At 44.9% G+C, this 19,177-nt stretch carries 18 protein-coding genes; 12 read left to right on the top strand and 6 right to left on the bottom strand.

Features of this window, described 5'->3' with window-relative positions:
* The first annotated feature begins 1 nt into the window (after nt 1).
* Nucleotides 2-505: a hypothetical protein gene (locus tag WG943_RS16060; protein WP_340410547.1), complete on the top strand. Its 504-nt coding sequence runs from the start codon at nt 2-4 to the stop codon at nt 503-505.
* Between the two features lie 90 nt (nt 506-595).
* On the opposite strand, the gene hemH is transcribed toward WG943_RS16060, so the two are convergent.
* Nucleotides 596-1,624 (bottom strand): ferrochelatase, encoded by a 1,029-nt coding sequence (gene hemH, locus WG943_RS16055; protein ID WP_340410546.1) that lies wholly within the window; start codon nt 1,622-1,624, stop codon nt 596-598.
* Nucleotides 1,625-2,267: 643 nt separating this feature from the next.
* On the opposite strand from hemH, the gene era reads away from it, so the two are divergent.
* From era to WG943_RS16030, 5 genes are all read left to right on the top strand, one after another.
* Nucleotides 2,268-3,155, top strand: a complete 888-nt coding sequence (era, locus tag WG943_RS16050) for a GTPase Era (RefSeq protein WP_340410545.1) — start codon at nt 2,268-2,270, stop codon at nt 3,153-3,155.
* 62 nt (nt 3,156-3,217) lie between these two features.
* Nucleotides 3,218-4,531 (top strand): ribosome biogenesis GTPase Der, encoded by a 1,314-nt coding sequence (der, locus tag WG943_RS16045; RefSeq protein WP_340410544.1) that lies wholly within the window; start codon nt 3,218-3,220, stop codon nt 4,529-4,531.
* Between the two features lie 69 nt (nt 4,532-4,600).
* A complete protein-coding gene (locus WG943_RS16040; protein WP_340410543.1) occupies nt 4,601-4,795 on the top strand; it encodes a hypothetical protein in 195 nt (64 codons plus the stop codon).
* Between the two features lie 193 nt (nt 4,796-4,988).
* Nucleotides 4,989-5,174: a hypothetical protein gene (locus tag WG943_RS16035; protein ID WP_340410541.1), complete on the top strand. Its 186-nt coding sequence runs from the start codon at nt 4,989-4,991 to the stop codon at nt 5,172-5,174.
* A gap of 99 nt (nt 5,175-5,273) precedes the next feature.
* The gene (locus WG943_RS16030; protein ID WP_340410540.1) at nt 5,274-5,468 is read left to right on the top strand and encodes a hypothetical protein; all 195 of its coding nucleotides are present in this window, start codon (nt 5,274-5,276) and stop codon (nt 5,466-5,468) included.
* 63 nt (nt 5,469-5,531) lie between these two features.
* Here the strand turns inward: WG943_RS16030 and WG943_RS16025 are convergent, their stop codons facing one another.
* The gene (locus WG943_RS16025; protein WP_340410538.1) at nt 5,532-6,101 is read right to left on the bottom strand and encodes a hypothetical protein; all 570 of its coding nucleotides are present in this window, start codon (nt 6,099-6,101) and stop codon (nt 5,532-5,534) included.
* 208 nt (nt 6,102-6,309) lie between these two features.
* Here WG943_RS16025 and WG943_RS16020 point away from each other — a divergent pair, with 208 nt between their 5' ends.
* Nucleotides 6,310-7,368 carry a hypothetical protein gene (locus tag WG943_RS16020; protein WP_340410537.1) on the top strand — a complete coding sequence of 353 codons (1,059 nt, stop codon included), beginning with the start codon at nt 6,310-6,312 and terminating at the stop codon, nt 7,366-7,368.
* A gap of 66 nt (nt 7,369-7,434) precedes the next feature.
* On the opposite strand, the gene murQ is transcribed toward WG943_RS16020, so the two are convergent.
* The 4 genes from murQ to WG943_RS16000 form a co-directional block, all read right to left on the bottom strand.
* Nucleotides 7,435-8,247 carry an N-acetylmuramic acid 6-phosphate etherase gene (murQ, locus tag WG943_RS16015; protein ID WP_340410536.1) on the bottom strand — a complete coding sequence of 271 codons (813 nt, stop codon included), beginning with the start codon at nt 8,245-8,247 and terminating at the stop codon, nt 7,435-7,437.
* A 42-nt stretch (nt 8,248-8,289) separates the two neighbouring features.
* Nucleotides 8,290-9,165, bottom strand: coding sequence for a hypothetical protein (locus WG943_RS16010; protein ID WP_340410535.1), 876 nt, complete (start codon nt 9,163-9,165; stop codon nt 8,290-8,292).
* A gap of 36 nt (nt 9,166-9,201) precedes the next feature.
* Entirely contained in the window at nt 9,202-9,462 is a 261-nt protein-coding gene (locus WG943_RS16005) for a cytochrome b5 domain-containing protein (RefSeq protein ID WP_340410533.1), read from the bottom strand.
* A gap of 124 nt (nt 9,463-9,586) precedes the next feature.
* Complete coding sequence (locus WG943_RS16000; protein ID WP_340410531.1) at nt 9,587-10,753, bottom strand: formimidoylglutamase; 1,167 nt, start codon at nt 10,751-10,753, stop codon at nt 9,587-9,589.
* A gap of 222 nt (nt 10,754-10,975) precedes the next feature.
* On the opposite strand from WG943_RS16000, the gene WG943_RS15995 reads away from it, so the two are divergent.
* From WG943_RS15995 to WG943_RS15975, 5 genes are all read left to right on the top strand, one after another.
* Nucleotides 10,976-12,736, top strand: coding sequence for an AMP-dependent synthetase/ligase (locus tag WG943_RS15995; RefSeq protein WP_340410530.1), 1,761 nt, complete (start codon nt 10,976-10,978; stop codon nt 12,734-12,736).
* Between the two features lie 315 nt (nt 12,737-13,051).
* Nucleotides 13,052-13,486, top strand: coding sequence for a MarR family winged helix-turn-helix transcriptional regulator (locus tag WG943_RS15990; protein ID WP_340410528.1), 435 nt, complete (start codon nt 13,052-13,054; stop codon nt 13,484-13,486).
* Nucleotides 13,487-13,510: 24 nt separating this feature from the next.
* Nucleotides 13,511-15,913: a 3-hydroxyacyl-CoA dehydrogenase/enoyl-CoA hydratase family protein gene (locus tag WG943_RS15985; protein WP_340410526.1), complete on the top strand. Its 2,403-nt coding sequence runs from the start codon at nt 13,511-13,513 to the stop codon at nt 15,911-15,913.
* A gap of 32 nt (nt 15,914-15,945) precedes the next feature.
* Nucleotides 15,946-17,124: a thiolase family protein gene (locus WG943_RS15980; RefSeq protein ID WP_340410525.1), complete on the top strand. Its 1,179-nt coding sequence runs from the start codon at nt 15,946-15,948 to the stop codon at nt 17,122-17,124.
* A gap of 163 nt (nt 17,125-17,287) precedes the next feature.
* The gene (locus tag WG943_RS15975; protein WP_340410524.1) at nt 17,288-19,078 is read left to right on the top strand and encodes an acyl-CoA dehydrogenase family protein; all 1,791 of its coding nucleotides are present in this window, start codon (nt 17,288-17,290) and stop codon (nt 19,076-19,078) included.
* The last annotated feature ends 99 nt before the right edge of the window (nt 19,079-19,177 follow it).

Genomic DNA, 19,177 nt, shown 5'->3' with positions numbered 1-19,177 from the left:
TATGATATCTTTCGAAAGCATAAAAGCAGCTTTAAAGTATAAGCTGCTTTTGCTTATAGTGCTGCTAACATTTTCTGCAGCACAAGCGCAAGACGTTTTCTCGGTAGGGCCGGCTCTTCATTTTAACTTTGGTGATAAAAAACCTAAAGTAAGCTGGGGTGTTGAGGCATCGTTGTGGTGGTTCGAAGATCAGTTTCCGATAAGTGGTAACCTAGGGTTGGACCGCAGGAAAGGCAGTACTATTTTATATGCTCAAGCCCAAACAGGTATTGGCGTCGCTGGTATATCAGCTGGCCCGTACCTGGAGTTCAGGAAAGAGGATGCGCCGGTGCTGGGAATGCAGACAGACTACTGGATAAATTACTTTGCCGGCCTTAATTACAGAATCCGGTATAGCGGTGAAGGGAAACAAAAAGCTTTAGGTTTTTATTTAAAAGCACCTCTGGGTGTTGGACTAGACGATACGGATGGAGAGGAAAGTGATTGGGAGTGGGACTGGGATTAATTTCTCTAAAGTATAAAAGGAAGAGCCGCTGCAAACAATCTGCAGCGGCTCTTCCTTTTATACTTTAAATGTTTTTAAGATTCTCTATTCCTAATGCTGCAGCACCATCTCCTTTAAGGCTTCTACCCAAGTATCGTTAGAGTTAAGGCTTTCTACCAATTGCCATTTCTCTCCGCCGGCATGCTCAAACATTTCCTTAAACTCTTCTCCTACTTCAATAGTAGTTTCCAGGCAGTCGGCAACGAAGGCAGGGCTGTAGGCCAGTACTTTCTTAATTCCTTTGGCAGGAAGTGTCTTTAATACTTCGTCTGTGTAAGGCTGTAGCCACGGATCTTTCAGAAGCCTCGACTGGAAGGTAACCGTATACTGGTCTTCGCGCAGGCCTAGCTTCTCGGCTAACAACCTGGAGGTGGCAAAGCAGGCAGCCCGGTAGCAGTACTTATTGCGCTTGTTATAGGTATTGCAGCAGGCTCCTAACTGGCAGTAGCCCTTGTCGCTGCCTTTAAGCACTTGGCGTTCTGGCAAGCCGTGGTAACTGAAGATTACATGGTCATAATTATCCTGTTCCATGTGCTGCTTGCCCAGTTCCACAAAGGCGTTGATAAAACCAGGGTCGTCGCAGAAAGAAGAGATAAAGTTGATGCTAGGTATAACCCACCATTCACGCACGATTTCCATTACCTTATCCTGAACCGAGCCAGTAGAGGCGGCGGCATATTGCGGGAAAAGCGGAAGCACAATAATACGATCTACACTCTTGTCGCGTAGTTCTTCCAGTGCACTTTTTATACTTGGACTTTGGTAACGCATGCCAAAGGCAATGTGGTAATCGTCGCCTAAAGCAGTTTGAAGCTTTACCTTCAGGTCAAGGCCATGGTACAGCAGCGGAGAGCCGCGCTCAGTCCAAAGCTGTTTATATACTTTAGCCGACTTCGGAGCCCTGAATGGAGCGATAATGCCATTTACTAATGCATAGCGGCCAACAGGATTTATGTCTATCACACGGGGATCCAGGAGGAACTCGCGCAGGTATTTTCTTACGTCAGGAGTGTTAGGGCTATCTGGTGTGCCGAGATTCACCAGCAATACGCCAATCTTACCAGCTTTTTTCTTGCTCATTTATACTTTAGAATGCTTTTGCTTTACAAAGATACGAAGTATAACTCGTTTGTTATGGATAGATAATTTCTATGCTCTGATAGAAGAGCAACGTGGAGTAAAGCAGAAAGTATGGAAGATTGTTTACACGAGTTTAATTTTCTGCTGTTGATTTAGCTTACACTTTCCATTTTGCAGCACTGGATGCAATTACACCTGCTGTTTTACCTCACCCCAGCCTTCTCCTGTGAGTAGAAGGAGTTTTGGCACTATTTATACTTAACTATACTTTCCATAGCAGCCGTTAAACATCTCCCACTCCCCTTTCGAAGGGGGGCTTTCTGCCACTGCTTTAGCCGCTTTATAGTCACATAGCCTCAGCCATTCCTGGGACAGGTCGCGACCTGTCCCTACAATATATATCCTATAGCAAAGGCCTCGCTTAAGTAGGGGCTCTTCCCCAGCTCTGAGCGCAATAAACCTAGATGCGAAACAACTAAGCTTGTAAGGCTGAGGATCAGAGGCAACTATAAAGGATAGCTGAAAAACGCCAGCGGGAACATAGGCATCAACTTCAAACCTTTTCCCTTCATTCACAAATAATTATACATCCCACTTAAGTCTCGTAAAAAAGAAGTAATTTTGCATCCTTAAATTTTAGAGTATGGCCGAAACACAGCATAAAGCCGGATTTGTAAGTATAGTGGGTAAGCCAAACGTGGGCAAATCAACGCTAATGAACGCGCTGGTAGGCGAGAAGCTTTCTATCATCACTTCAAAAGCACAGACGACACGGCACCGCATCATGGGTATCCTGAATGGAGATGACTTCCAGATTGTGTATTCTGACACGCCTGGAATTATAAAGCCGCAGTATGCCCTGCACGAATCGATGATGGGCTTTGTGCGCACCTCACTAGAGGATGCCGATGTTATACTTTTCGTGACGGATATTTATGAGAAGCACGACGAGGATGATGTAATTAAACGCCTGCAGCATGCTGATGTGCCTATACTTTTACTTATAAACAAAATAGACCAGGCTACAGAAGAGGAGGTAAACGAAAAAGTTGCTTACTGGCAGGAGGTAATGAACCCAACTGAGATCCTTCCGATATCTGCTTTGCATAACTTTGGTCTGGACCACCTATTTCAGCGCCTGCTGCATTATTTGCCGGTGCACCCAGCCTTTTATCCCAAAGATGAACTGACTGACAAGCCGGAGCGTTTCTTTGTGTCAGAGATTATTCGGGAGAAGATCCTACTGAACTATAAAAAAGAAATTCCTTATAGCTGCGAAGTTGTAGTAGAGGAGTTTAAAGAAGAAGAGAATCTTATCCGCATCCGTGCTGAAATTAGTGTGGAGCGCAGAAGCCAGAAGGGCATTGTGATAGGCAACAAAGGCGAAGCCCTTAAAAAAGTAGGCACACAAGCCCGTGTGGATATGGAGGATTTCTTCCAGAAAAAAGTATTTCTTGATTTATACGTGCGCGTGAACGAGAACTGGCGAACTGACCAGAAGCTGCTACGCCGTTTCGGCTACAGCGAGTAGCGCACCATAAAGCTTCGGGGCAAGGTGCTCCGAGGGCACTTTAACAATTTTATTTTTGAACGATGTCATCAAACATCATTGCGATCGTAGGTCGCCCAAACGTGGGTAAGTCCACGCTATTTAACCGCTTAATTGGCCACCGCAAAGCCATCATGGACAACGTAAGCGGCGTAACCCGCGACAGAAGCTATGGCCATGGCGAGTGGTGCGGTAAGTTTTTTACAGTAATCGATACCGGTGGTTATGTGCATGGCTCCGAGGATATTTTTGAAACAGAAATCAACCGTCAGGTAGAGCTGGCCATGAACGAGGCCGACGTTATACTTTTCATGGTGGATGTAGATGCCGGCTTAACTGGCTTGGACGAAGAGTTTGCTAACGTGCTTCGCCGTACCAAAAAACCAGTTTATGTAGTAGCCAACAAAGCCGATAACAATGCCCGCATGCACCAGATGGGTGAGTTCTATGCCATGGGTGTAGGCGAAGAGATCTACCCAATCTCATCGCAGAGCGGTTCCGGAACCGGTGAACTACTGGACGAGGTAGTAAAGCATTTTAAAGACGAAGGGATTGAAGACCCAGATGCAGGTATTCCTAAGATTGCAGTATTGGGACGCCCAAATGCAGGAAAGTCTTCTTTTGTAAACCTGCTGTTAGGCGAGGAAAGAAATATTGTAACTGATATTGCCGGCACAACACGCGATGCCATTCATTCGCGCTATAATGCTTTTGGTAAAGAGTTTATTATTGTAGATACTGCCGGTTTGCGCCGCAAAAGCAAAGTAAGCGAAGACATTGAGTTTTATTCGGTGATGCGTGCTATTCGAGCCCTAGAAGACGCCGATGTTTGTATTGTAATGTTAGATGCTACGCGTGGTATCGAGGCGCAGGATGTAAACATCATCACCCTTGCTGAGAAAAACCGCAAAGGCATAGTTATACTTGTAAACAAGTGGGATTTGGTAGAGAAAGACACCAATTCTACTAAAGAGTTTGAAGAAGAGATCCTAAGCCGTATAGCACCTATTAAGTATGTACCAGTAATCTTTACTTCTGTGCTTACCAAGCAGCGTATACACAAGGCTGTAGAGAAAGCAATGGAAGTATACGATAACAAAACGCGGAAAATACCAACTTCTAAACTAAACGACCTGCTGTTGCCAGATATCGAGCGTTATCCGCCACCAGCAATTAAAGGCAAGTTTGTCAAGATTAAGTATGTTACGCAGTTGCCAACGCACAACCCTACCTTTGCGTTTTTCTGTAACCTGCCGCAGTACATTAAAGAGCCTTATATGCGTTACCTGGAAAACAGAATGCGAGAGCATTTTGGGTTTGAAGGTGTTCCTGTTAAATTAATTTTTAGGAAAAAATAACCGGGTATTAGGATATTGGAATATAGTAGTATATTTGTCCCTTCATTTCATAAAAACATCAAAAACATCATGAAAAAAGTATTCGGTTTACTATTTGTTGCTGGTCTTTTCGCTTTCGCATCTTGCAACAATGCAGAAGAGACTGCTACTGAGGTTGAAACTACTGAAGAAACTGTAGTAGAGGAAGCTCCAGTAATGGAGGATACTACTGCTGTTGAAGCTGACACTACTGCTACTCCAGAAGATACTACTTCTATCCAGTAATTAGCAAAAGTAATCACCTGGCGAATAGTCAGGAAAACGAAAGGCATCCTATCAGGGTGCCTTTCGTCGTTTTAAAAGTATAAAAAACTATATTCAGATAGTTGCGTATTGCTTTTCATGTTTCTGCTGCGGCAGATAAGTGCGCTACATACTAAAATGCAGCGCTTAAATTTATCACTAAACAAAATAGAACATGAAAAAGGTACTTTATGTATTTGCATTAGCTGGCTTCTTCGGCTTTGCTTCCTGCGACTCTCCGGCTGAAGAAAGAGCCGAGGAAAGAGAAGAAGCCGTAGAAGAAATGGAAGACCAAGCTGAGGAAACTGCCGATGAAATGGAAGACATGGCAGAAGACGCTGATACAGTAGTAGTGGATTAACCAGGAAGCTACAAAGTATAGCGCCACCATATTATAACAAAGGCTATCCAACTGTAGCCTCAAGTATAACTTAATATTTTCTTTATAGAATTGAAAACCATGAAAAAGCTAATATATGTTTTTGCAATTGGAGGATTGTTCACCTTTGCCTCATGCGACTCCGCTACGGAAAATAGAAACGAAGAGGTAGAGCAAGAAACTGAAGATTTAGGAGATGAAATAGAAGAAGGCGCAGGAGATGTTGAAGAAGAAGTAGAAGAAGGCGCTGAGGAAGTAGAAAACGAGGTGCAGTAAGCACCGCAGCTAGATAAAAAAAGGAGAGGCCCTATCTAATGAATAGGGCCTCTCCTTTTAAATTTAAGGACCAAGCCTTTTCTGGATTAAGCTGTTTACTAGCGCAAATAATCGCTTTGGCGTAAAAGTGCGCCAATAGATATCTTCCAGATTTCCCCCAGAGTTTATATATGAGTCTAGGTTGTAGTTGCGCATTTCACTCAGCACAAAATCCTGAAATCCAAGCGCTGCGATCCAACCTTCTTCTACGTCCTCAAACCACTCTTCGTAGTAAGAATCGTCGGAACCGTGAAAGTTAAAGACGTTTTCACCGATAAGTATGAAGTGCTTTATACCCTCAGTTATCAAAGGGTCAACGATGTTGCGTTTCAGGCTCATGATGTCGTTGTTCAGGGCATCGTTCCATTCTCCTATAAGCTCTATCACAGCAAAGCCTAGGTCGTAATCTGCGTATAGTATCTTCAGGAAGAGTGTTTCTGATTCAAAGTCGTCCCATTGCGGGTGTATGTAATACCCGTAAATCGTGTTTGTATAGTAGGTGAGGTTGTTCTCAGCTCCAAACAGCGGCGATCTTGGGTCTTCTGAGGCGGAATATTTATCTATCCAGTTATAAAATGGTTCTATTTCGTGCATAGTGTTTCTTTTCAAGGGCAGTAGCCGCTAATTGGGCATTTGCTTAATTTACTAAAAAGGCACTGCCAAAGTTAAAGCTATAAGCCCTATTTTACTTTATGAAACTAATCTCGTTAAAAGTGAATTGAAAATATAAGCCACACAAGGCTAACACCGTTATACTTGTAACAATTAAATGATCTTGCTTCTCTAAACCTTTCTTTTTACCATGAGAAACATCTTTATTACAGCTGTCCGCACTGTTGTCCTGCTATTTTTTGTGCTGATGACAGTTTCTACCTTCGCAGATAATATTGACTATACAAAAGAATATCACCCCCTAATAAATAAAGCAGAGCTAAGTATAGTGGAGCAGGATTTTGCAGCTGCTTTAGAACTGTATCAGCAGGCTTTTAAGGCTGTACCAGCGCCCTTTGCCCGCGACTATTACAATGCTGCTGTTTGTGCTATGCTGCTAAAAGATAAAAAACAATCACAGGCTTATCTGGAAAAGCTGGCAGTAAAGGGTGTAAGTATAAATTATCTTGCAAAGCAGCCCGTGTTCGATTCGTTAAAAACAACCAAACATTGGCGGAAATTCAGGAGAAAGTACTCTAAATACAGGAAGCAATATAGCAGCCAGGTAAACCCTGATTTGCGTGCCGACCTAGACGAATTGTATGCCCGTGATCAGTATTTTAGGCAGGCAGAGGGAGGCTTGCGTATGTATGGCGATACCCTACGTAAAATAGAAACCGCAAACACAAAGCTGTTTTTGGAGTGGGTAGAAAAACATGGTTATCCCGGCGAATCATTAGTTGGAGTTGCAGATACGCTGGAGCAACTGCCACGTTTTAGCATAATTATACAGCGGCAGACCAAAGCCAGAAACGGGCATGATTTCTCTAAGGTTTTAGTTGATGCAGTGCAGCAGGGGCGGTTAAGTCCGCAGGCAGCAGCTTACCTGATTGAGCAGCAGGTAGGGCGCAGCAAGTATGGCTCTAAAGCTTACGTAAAGTTAAACTGCAACTCTTGTAAGAATAACTTGGATGGCATAGATCGTTATATGGAGGAGAGGCGAACGGATAAAGAACTGCTTACAATTGAGGCAAACCGTAAGCTGCTAGGATTAGAGCCATTTAACGACTACAAGAAAAAAGTGTTATACAGCATGGATGATAAACGGTTTAAGCTTGATTACTCCTGGTCTGTAGTAAATTATCAGGTGCCAAGCGAAGAAGCGGCTAAGATTATGATGGAAAGATTTGTAGTGGCAGACGCAGAGTAGATCTGCAGAGGCATTATTAGAAAGGGCGTGAGATCTATGATTTCACGCCCTTTTTGATTTTATTCTTTAGTTGTGCCCGTTTTTGTAGGCATCCATAGCAGCACGTACACTCCCAAACTTTTTAAGTAGTGCAGCTGCTTCAGGTCGGGTTAGTTTCAGCTCGTCCATTAGCATCCGGGTGCCGCGGTCAACCAACTTTACATTAGACAGCTGCATATCTACCATCTTGTTACCTTTTACTCTGCCTAACCTGATCATGGTGGAGGTGGTAAGCATATTTAAGGCTAGCTTTTGTGCTGTGCCGGCTTTCATGCGGGTACTGCCGGTTACAAACTCAGGTCCGGTAATAATCTCTATTGGATAATCTGCCTCAGCGGCTACCGCGCTGCCTGCGTTGCACACAATACAGCCTGTGGCTATGCCCTTGGCTCTACACTGCCTAAGGCCGCCAATTACGTAAGGTGTGCCTCCGGACGCAGCAATGCCTACTACTATATCTTTGTCATTAATATCGTGCTGCTGCAAATCCTCCCATGCCTGTTCTTCATCATCCTCAGCAAACTCTACGGCCTTACGTATGGCAGTATCGCCGCCAGCAATTAAGCCTATTACCATGCCATGCGGTACGCCATAAGTTGGAGGGCACTCAGAGGCATCTACAATACCCAAGCGACCACTTGTGCCGGCACCAATATAAAATAACCGGCCTCCCTGGCTCAGCTTTTCAACGGTTGTTACTACTAAACGCTCAATCTGAGGTATGGCAGCTTCTGTGGCTAAAGGCACAGTTTTGTCTTCGCGGTTAATGTTTACCAATAGTTCATGGATGCTCATTTGCTCCAGGCTATCGTAGTTAGAAGCCGACTCGGTAGTAGACATGGGTATGCTAAAAATAAAAGTATAGACTTGGTAATGCTGTTGCTACTCTGCTTTATCTGGAGTGCCTACTTGCTGTAGTAGCTCTTGGTGGTACTCTATTAGGCCTTCGCTTGGGCTACCTATAATTTTCTCAATGTGTGCGCCGTATTTCTTCGCAACTTGCTTCAGGGTGTCAGAGAAGTGGAAAGCGATGGAACCTACAAAGTTTACAGGTATTTCCTGATAATTCGGGTACTTGCACACATGGCGCTCAAAAAACTCGGCGAAGTTCTCATAGATCATGGCATGTACTGCTGGGTGCTTACGTTTATCAAAGGCAAAGCGTGCAAACGTGGCAATGTAGCGGCTAGGTACAGGCGATCCGTAGAGCTCATCTAAGAATACGTCTTTGGTGATGTTATACTTGTTCTTAAGTGATTGCGCAAGCTCGTCAGGTAGTTCACGGTAAAAGTATGCTTTCATCAGCAGTTTGCCCAAGTAAGCACCGCTTCCTTCATCGCCAAGCAGGAAACCAAGAGATGGCACATTGTCAGTGATTACTTTGCCATCGTAAAGGCAAGTGTTAGAACCTGTGCCAAGTATGCAGGCAATACCAGGTTTGTGGCCACAAAGCGCTCTGGCTGCTGCTAATAGGTCATGGTCTACGTGTATATCAGCAGTTGGGAAAGCTCTTTTCAGAGCCTCCTGAACACGGTTATTGCGCTCCGGAGAGCTACAGCCTGCGCCATAGAAGTATATCTGCTGAGGGGCTTTATCTTTTAGCTTGGGAAGAAGTGAGGTTTCTAACTCGGAGTAAATTTCCAATGTGTCCTGATACATTGGGTTAAAACCTACTGTCTGAACTTCTTCTAGAACTTCTGTGGCATTTAATACACGCCAGTCCGTTTTGGTGGAGCCGCTGTCAGCTATTAAGATCATAGTTAAAATAATAAGTATAGATCAGCCTTATTAAAATCAGTTATTACTGTTACGGTATACTGAGTTTTTTATAAGTCCGATTGCTTCAAATTTATCAAAAACATATTCTGTGTGTGGGGCATCCTTCAGTTCTTCTGTCAGATCCTGGCCTGCCCAATGCTCATAGTGGTTGCCGTCGCGCCAAAGCCTCGATTTTTTAACATCGTAGATAATGCCTTTATACGCTACCCATATTTCGTCACGATCCTGCCCGTTGCGGGAGGCAAGTTGCTGCAAAGTATACTCTGGTAAATCCATACTTAACTTATAAGCTGCTAAAATAGCCTGCCCACATGCTTATCTCAAATGTATTTACCTCAAGCTGCGGCGTACAAAGTATAAATATCGGGGCCTTTTTCAAAGAATAATATAAATTAACTGATTACCCGATCCTTGCCTGCGTCAGAATCCAACGGTTGGGAACCTCACCTTTTATGGCCTGCAAATAGTCTTCATAACTGCAAGGCACTACACGGCTCCCTTTATCGCTGCTGAGGGGTTCTACCTCTAACCACCACTTTTCGCTGTTCTTGCTTTTGTAGAAAATCATGCGGTCCGGGTTGTCGTCGTTAAAAGCCACTGCGTACTTTGTAAAATGTTTGCTGTTAAAGTTAACCTCGTTTTTGCGGTGGTAAAATCCCTCAATAAAATACCAGATCATGGTAGCAATGGTCATGGCGGTTAGCTCATTCTGGTCGAGCTCCGGGTTATACTCGTAAATGCCAAACGAGGTTAAATGGTCGTTCAGGCCGGCGTACCAGCAAATCTGACAGGCCTCTTCTCCTGTTAGCCCAAATGGGTTTGCGGGTTCATAGGCAGGAGCATCTTGGTGACGTATAGCTGATATGTCGAAGGTAAGCAAATCTGCTACACGAACAACCGGCTCCATTTCCTGCACGTTACGGTGTACTTCGCCTACTCTATACGACTCAAAATGCATCTTCTCCAGTGTTGCCATTACTTCTGGCTCCACGAGGTATGACTGATAGCCGATTTGACCAAGGCTAAAGAGGTAGTTGGGCTCGTGCATGAGTATCTGGCGCAGTTGTTTTTTATTAGCAGTTGCTTCTGCATCCTCTGTCATATCTACACTGCTATCAACAGTAACCATATTAACGACACGGTCCAGGTGCTCGTAGCCTAAATATTGGCCGTACTCCAGGTCATGAGTGCCGCCTATAATCAAGGGTATGGTGTTATGTGAGATAAGCACCTCCACGATCTCTTTCAGGCGCAGGTATGTGTCGTCAAGTGTAATGCCAGGCCTCAGATTGCCCAGGTCCACAATCTGGCAGCGTCCGCTTCCTTTCAGTAGGCTATACAGCTTTTTACGTACGATGCGGGCAGGAGCCTCTGCCGGCTTTGTCTCCATCGTTTCATGGCCTGTTAACCCGCGTGTTTCATGCACACCAAGTATGGCAATATCGGCAGCGCGCCAATCCGGAAACTTGCTAACAAAACGATTGATGTAAGTTCCGAGTGTTCGGGGCTTGTTTAGCTTAACAAAAACATCCTCGTTTAAGGGCTCAAAAAAGATAGAAAGATTCATGCAGTTGCTGTCTAGAGAGGTCAAAAATACTAAAAAAGCTACGTTCTAGCTGCTTTTAAAGCTTAATGATTTTGTATCCTGAAATATAAGTTTTATTAAATATTTATGTTTGCCAACGTGGTAGATATGAAAAAAAATGTATAAAATGCACATAGATTAGCTGTAATTGCTATATTTAGTAATTCAGAGCCTAAAAACAACCGACTCTTAATCTAAAACACCATGGAGATAACCCGTACAATTGACCTGCTGTCTCATCAGTTGGCTAACTATCCACAGCCTGATTGTTTGGCCGCCAAAGAAAATGGCAAGTGGGTAAAGTATAGCACACAAGATGTTCAGGACTACGCCAATAAAATAAGTTTAGGCTTGCTTAAACTTGGTGTTGGGAAAGATGACAAGGTAGCAATTGTTTCTTTTAACCGTCCGGAGTGGGTATTTGCTGATTTTGGTATACAGCAAATTGGCGCCATCAGCGTTCCGATGTACCCAACCATCACTGTAGAAGACTACAAGTATATTTTTCAGGATGCCGAGGTTAAAATAGTGTTTGTGGCTGATGCGGCTTTGTATAATAAAGTAAGTGCTGCTACAGAAGGCTTAGACAGTATAAAAGAGATTTATACTTTCGATAACATTCAAGGAGCCAAGCACTGGAGTGAAGTACTGGAATTGGGCAAGAATGAGAGCGTGGAGCAGTTGGAGCCTTTAAAGGCGGCTGTTAAGGCAGACGACATCTTAACACTTATTTATACTTCAGGAACAACCGGTAACCCGAAAGGCGTAATGCTGACGCACAATAACATAATCAGCAACGTGAAAGGCACGATGCCTTATGTGCCGGTAGGTCAGGAGCATAGAGCGCTTAGCTTTTTGCCGCTTTGCCACATTTTTGAGCGCATGCTGCTATACTTATACATGCGAATTGGGGTATCTATCTATTATGCTGAAAGTATAGAGAAAGTAGCTGATAACCTGAAGGAGGTACAGCCGCATGTGTTTACTACTGTGCCACGCCTGCTGGAGAAAGTATATGATAAAATTGTAGCAAAAGGCCTGGAGTTGACCGGTGCTAAACGTAAACTGTTTTTCTGGGCGCTGGAGCTTGGACTGAAGTATGATACCCGTGCAGATCAGGGCTGGTGGTATAACAAGCAGCTGGAACTGGCGAATAAACTTATCTTTAGTAAATGGCGTGAGGCTTTAGGTGGCAACGTAAAAGTTATCGTATCGGGTGGCGCAGCTTTGCAGCCTCGTTTAGCGCGTGTATTCTGGTCTGCCAACATTCGTGTAATGGAGGGGTACGGTTTAACAGAGACATCGCCGGTTATTTCAGTTAATAGATTCGAGCCAGAAAATAACGTGATTGGTACAGTAGGTATGGCCATAGACGGTGTGGAGGTGAAGATTGCCGAAGAAGATGGCGAAATCCTGACGCGTGGACCACATATCATGAAAGGATATTATAAACGCCCAGACCTGACTGCCGAAGTAATCGATAAAGATGGCTGGTTCCATACAGGCGATATTGGCACACTAATAGAAGGCAAGTTCCTGAAGATCACTGATCGCAAGAAAGAGATGTTCAAAACTTCCGGAGGAAAGTATGTTGCTCCTCAATCAATAGAGAATAAATTGAAAGAATCTGTCGTGATTGAGCAGGCAATGGTAGTAGGAGAAGGGCAAAAGTATGCTGCTGCGCTGATAGTACCTTCGTTTACAGGATTACAGGATTGGTGCCAGCACAAAGGAATTGCTTATACTTCTGATGAAGAAATGATCACAAAACCAGAGATCATTGATAAGTTTCAGCGTGAGATTGAAAAAGCAAATGAGAGCTTAGCGCAATATGAAACCATCAAGAAATTTAGGCTGCTACCTAATGTATGGACAATTGAGAGCGGTGAGCTTACTGCTAAGCTCAGCATCAAGCGTAAAATAATAACAGCTAATTATAAAGATACAATAGATAGCATGTTCTAAACTAAATAAAAAGGCCTCTTAAACAGAGGCCTTTTTATTTATAAGCGTTTACTGAAATTAGAATTTTAGTACCACCTGCTCTACTTATCCAGGCAGCTATGCTAGTTGTAAGCAGATAATGCCTCAGGTTTTTGCCTCTTCATCATACTTCTTTCAAGTGTGATAAATCCCATCCATCTTTTTTGAGTATAACTATACTTATTCCTTTTAAGATTATCAGACTTGCATCAGCATGCATGCGCAAATAATTTTTTTACGAAATAGTATGCAAGCATAACATTTATTTTTATATTTGGTATATACCAATGTTTACCTATGAAGCCGGAAGAGACTGTAGACTACAACTTTAAAGTATGCTGGCATGCTATCTCACGCATGTACAATGCAGAAGCTATTAAAAATGACATCACAACATCCATCGGGTTTGTTTTGTTAAACATTGACCAGGAACAGGGTACACCAGCTACTAAAATAGCTCCATTGCTTGGGTTGGAGGCGCGCAGTCTTACCCGCATTCTTAAAAGTATGGAAGAGAAGAAGCTGATCTTTAAAGTTTCTGATCCAAACGATAAGCGTTTGGTTCGTATTTTCCTTACAGATAAAGGATTAGAGAAAAAAGAAGTTTCGCGGTTAACAGTAAAGCAGTTCAATAACAAGGTGCACGAGGAGTTGCCGCAAGAGGAGCTGGATGTGTTCTTTAAAGTGTGCGGCCGCATACTTGGCATGATTGAGAATAAAGATATCTTTTAAACCATAGACAACTATAGCTATTCTATGAAGAGAATAATTAAGAAAGTAGCCGTACTTGGCTCGGGTGTGATGGGCTCGCGTATTGCCTGCCACTTTGCCAACATCGGGGTGCAGGTGCTGCTACTCGACATCGTACCAAAAGAGCTGACGCCTGACGAAGAAAAGAAAGGCCTTACGCTGGAAAACAAGCAGGTGCGCAACCGCATTGTAAACAGCTCACTCGAAGCAGCTATCAAGTCAAATCCGTCTCCGCTTTACCGCAAGTCAGATGCAAGCCTGATAAAAACAGGTAACTTTGACGATAACATGAAGGATATCGCTACCGCCGACTGGACTATAGAGGTGGTAGTAGAGAACCTGAAGATCAAAAAGATCGTGTACGACCAGGTGGAGCAGCATCGCAAGCCGGGTACACTTATCTCATCTAATACATCAGGCATTCCGATCCACATGATGCTGGATGGCCGCTCTGATGATTTCAAGAAACACTTCTGCGGTACGCACTTCTTTAACCCGCCACGCTACTTAAAACTTCTCGAGATCATACCTACGCCTGAAACAGACCAGAGTGTAGTTGATTTCCTGATGCATTACGGAGATCTATACCTTGGCAAGACTACTGTACTCGCTAAGGATACACCAGCCTTTATCGCCAACCGTGTAGGTATCTACGCCATTATGCAGGGCTTACAGGTAATGAACAAGCTCGGCCTGAATGTAGATGGAGTAGATCGTATTTCTGGTCCAATCATCGGTCGTCCGAAGTCGGCTACTTTCAGAACGCTAGATGTTGTTGGCTTGGATACCTTGGCAAACGTGGCCAATGGCTTATACCAGACAGGAGAGAAAGATGAGTCGCGTGAGCTATTTAAGCTACCTGATTACCTTCAGAAGATGGTAGAGAACAAATGGCTGGGTGATAAAACCGGTCAGGGCTTCTACAAAAAAACCAAGGATGCCAAGGGCAAAACCGAGATACTAACGCTAGACCTGAACACGCTGGAGTATGGACCTAAGCAGCGCCCTAAGTTTCAGAGCCTGGAAGCTATAAAGCCAATCGAAGACCTGAAGAAGCGTGTAAAAGCCTTCTCGCAGCAGAAAGACAAAGCTGCACAGTTCTTCAACGAGTCACTTTACGGCCTGTTCCAGTACGTGAGCAACCGCATTCCGGAGATCTCTGACGAGCTATATAGAATAGACGACGCCATGCGTGCCGGCTTTGGCTGGGAACTTGGTCCGTTTGAGTACTGGGATGCTATTGGTGCCCGTGAAGGTGTGCAGCGCATGACAGAAGCTGGCTATCAGCCTGCTGCATGGGTAGAAGAAATGCTGAACGACGGCAAAGAGTCTTTCTATATAATTGAGAACGGTACCCGCCGCTATTACGACATCCAAAGCAAAGAGTATAAAGCCATACCTGGCGCTGAGAACTTTATTATACTCGACAACCTGCGTGGCAGCAACGTGATCTGGAAAAACAGCGGTGCTACCATACTTGACCTGGGAGATGGTATCCTGAACGTAGAATTCCACTCGAAGATGAACACCTTAGGCGGTGATGTAATTCAAGGCCTGATGAAAGGGGTGGAGCTGGCAGAGAAAGACTTCAGAGGCATGGTGGTTGGTAACCAGGGTGCTAACTTCTCGGCGGGCGCTAACCTTGGCTTAGTATATATGTATGCGCTGGAGCAGGAGTACGACGAGATCAACTTCATGATCAAGCAGTTTCAGGATGCTATGATGCGTATGCGCTACTCGGCTATACCGGTAGTTGGTGCGCCACACGGGTTAACGTTGGGCGGTGGTTGCGAACTTAATCTGCATTGCGACCACGTGCAGGCTTCTGCTGAGACCTACATGGGCTTAGTAGAGTTTGGCGTAGGTGTGATACCAGGCGGTGGCGGTACAAAAGAAATGACCTTGCGCGCAGCCGATATGTATGCTGACGGTGACATAGAGTACAACGACCTTAAAAACGTGTTCCTGACGATAGGCATGGCCAAAGTATCTACTTCTGCGAAAGAGGCAATTGACTTAGGCTACATGCGCAAATCGGATAGCATCACCATCAACAGCAACCGCCTGATAGCTGATGCTAAAGCGCAGGCTATACTTCTGGCTGACGGTGGCTATACCAAGCCGGTACAACGCACGAACGTGAAGGTACAGGGCAAAGGAGCCTTAGGTATGTTTCTGACAGGTGCGAATGCCATGTATTCTGGCCGTTACATTTCTGAGCACGATAAAAAGATTTCAGAAAAACTGGCTTACGTAATGTGCGGCGGCGACCTGTCTGCCCCAACGGAAGTTAGCGAGCAATACCTGCTGGACCTGGAGCGTGAAGCCTTCCTGTCGCTGACAGGTGAGCGTAAAACGCTAGAGCGTATCCAGAGCATCCTGACCACAGGTAAGCCGCTGAGAAATTAAGTCTATAGTATAAACTATAAAAGAGCATCAAAATGAACAATGCATATATCGTAGCCGGATTTCGTAGCGCCGTGGGTAAAGCTGGCCGTGGCGGATTCCGGTTCACCAGACCTGATGACCTGGCAGCCGATGTCATCAAACACTTAATGGATTCTGTGCCAAGCTTAGACCCGGAGCGTGTTGACGATCTTATTGTTGGTAACGCTGTGCCGGAAGCAGAGCAAGGCCTTCAGATTGGTCGTATGATCTCCCTGTTATCATTGCCGCTATCGGTGAGTGGTATGACAGTAAACCGCTACTGCGGCTCGGGCTTGGAAACAATTGCCATTGCTGCTAACCGAATCTCAGCAGGTATGGCTGACTGTATCGTGGCAGGTGGCACGGAATCGATGTCGCTGGTGCCAACGGCTGGCTGGAAAACAGTGCCAAACTATAAGATCGCAAAAAATAACCCGGACTGGTACCTGAGCATGGGTTTAACCGCAGAGGCTGTTGCTAGTGATTATAGTGTTTCACGTGAAGACCAGGACGAATTTGCCTACAACTCTCACCAGAAGGCTATCAATGCCATCAAGAACGGCTACTTTAAGGAGCAAATTGTGCCGATTACAGTAGAAGAAACTTACCTGGACGAGAATGGTAAAAAGAAAACCCGCAGTTATGTAGTGGACACTGACGAAGGTCCGCGTGCTGATACCTCTATTGAAGCCTTGGCAAGACTAAAGCCAGTGTTTGCAGCAGGTGGTTCTGTAACTGCCGGTAACTCTTCTCAAACATCTGATGGCGCTGCCTTTGTTATAGTTATGAGCGAGCGCATGGTAAAAGAACTCAACCTGGAGCCAATTGCCCGACTAATAACTTATGCTACTGGTGGCGTTGACCCGCGCATTATGGGTATGGGGCCAATCGCTGCTGTTCCGAAGGCCCTGAAAATGGCTGGCCTGACACTGAACGACATCGACCTGATAGAAATGAATGAGGCCTTTGCTGCGCAATCTATTGCTGTAATGCGCCACCTGGACTTTGATCCTGCTAAACTGAACATAAGTGGTGGTGCTATTGCATTAGGCCACCCGCTGGGTTGCTCCGGTGCTAAGCTATCAATTCAGCAGTTCCACGAGCTACGCCGCTTAGGTAAAAAGTATGGTCTGGTAACTGCCTGCGTTGGTGGTGGTCAGGGTGTGGCAGGAATTTACGAGCTTTTAAAGTAAGCTTTTGATAAAAGCCCCAAGTCCCCCTTTGAAGGGGGTAGGGGGATGATTACATTTTTGAGGTAAAAATTTTATCTATAACGATTGTCATCCCCCAGCCCCCTTCAAAGGGGGACAAAAAACTAACTAAAACAGTATCCAAAACCTTAAAATATACATCACCATGGAAACTCAAAATAAAACCGCAACTATAAAAGGTGGTGAGTTCCTGATAAAGGAAACGAATCCGCAGGACGTGTTTACGCCCGAAGATTTTACCGAAGAGCAACGCATGATGGCCCAGACCTGCCTGGACTTTGTGCAGGAAGAAGTGCACCCGCTATTGGAAAGACTGGACAACCACGAAGAAGGCCTGATGGAAAACCTGATGAAAAAAGCAGGGGAACTTGGCTTGTTCGCAGTATCTATACCAGAGCAGTACGGTGGCCTAAATATGGACTTTAGTACCTCGCTGCTGGTAACAGAGTCAGTAGGTGGTGGTCACTCGTTCCCGGTTGCTTTTGCGGCACATACGGGTATTGGTACGCTGCCAATTTTATACTTTGGTACCGAAGAGCAGAAGCAGAAGTATGTTCCTAAACTGGTGAGCGGCGAATGGATGTCGGCTTACTGCTTAACGGAGCCAGGCTCTGGTTCTGATGCCTTGGCTGCTAAAACAAAAGCTGTACTAAACGAGGCTGGTACGCATTACATCCTGAACGGCCAGAAAATGTGGATCACGAATGCAGGCTTTGCCGATGTGTTTATCGTGTTCGCACAGGTAGATGGCGATAAGTTTACAGGGTTTATAGTTGAGAAAGATTATCCGGGCCTGAGCCTTGGCAACGAAGAGCATAAAATGGGAATCAAAGGCTCATCTACGCGCCAGGTTTTCCTTTCAGACTGCGAAGTGCCGAAGGAGAATGTGTTGGGAGAGATCGGTAAAGGCCATTTGATCGCCTTCAATATCTTGAACATTGGCCGTATCAAGCTTTGTGCTGCTACGCTGGGTGCATCTAAGAGCGTAGCAAGCCTATCGGTGAAGTATGCGAATGAGCGTCACCAATTTAAACTGCCAATTTCTAAATTCGGTGCTATCCGTCATAAACTGGCAGAGCAGGCGATCAGGATTTATGCAGTAGAGTCAGCGCAGTACCGCTCGGGTATGGATATTTACCGCATGGAGCAGGAGCTTATGGCAGCCGGCAAAGACGAGAACGAAGCGCTGCTCGGTGCAGCCCGTGAGTTTGCCGTAGAGTGCGCCATGCTGAAAGTAGAAGGCTCTGAAGTACTTGACTTTGTAGTAGACGAAGGTGTGCAGATCTACGGTGGTTATGGCTTCTCTGCCGACTACCCAATGGACCGTGCCTACCGTGACTCCCGTATCAACCGCATCTTTGAAGGTACCAACGAGATCAACCGCATGCTTACTGTGGATATGATCCTGAAGAAAGCCATGAACGGAGAGCTTGACCTGATGGGACCTGCACAGAACGTGCAAAATGAGTTGATGGCTATTCCAGATTTCGGTGCTGAAGAAGAAGGTTTGTTTGCCGCAGAGTATAAAGCTGTTCGTAACCTAAAAAAGTCTATACTTTTAGTAGCAGGTACAGCGGTGCAAAAGTATATGCAGTCGTTAGCAAAAGAGCAGGAAATTCTGATGCACATTGCCGATATGGCTATCAAAACATACGTAGCAGAATCGACTTTACTGCGCGTTGAAAAATTAGTAGGCAACAAAGGCGAAGAAGCTGCTGCAAACCAGATTGACATTGCCCGCGTGGTGGTGAATGATGCAGTAGATGCTTCGTTTATAGCTGGTAAAGATGCTATTGCCGCTATGGCTGAAGGTGATGAGCAGCGTCTGTTATTCATGGGCTTGAAGCGCTTCACCAAAAAAGACCTCTTCAATACAAAAGAAGCACGTCGTCGTATAGCAGCAGCGCTTATCGATGCAAATGAGTACGTTTATTAATTTCTGACCATTTATAGTTTAGAAAGGCTTTCTCCTTAGGAGGAAGCCTTTTTGCTTTAAGAATTGTACAACACAGGTAAACTTCATAGTAAATATTCA

Origin of the sequence: Pontibacter sp. H249 (assembly GCF_037892465.1) — a bacterium.
GTDB lineage: Bacteria > Bacteroidota > Bacteroidia > Cytophagales > Hymenobacteraceae > Pontibacter.
The sequence above is the reverse complement of the archived record's forward strand: the minus strand, read 5'-3'. Positions and strand labels throughout refer to the sequence as shown.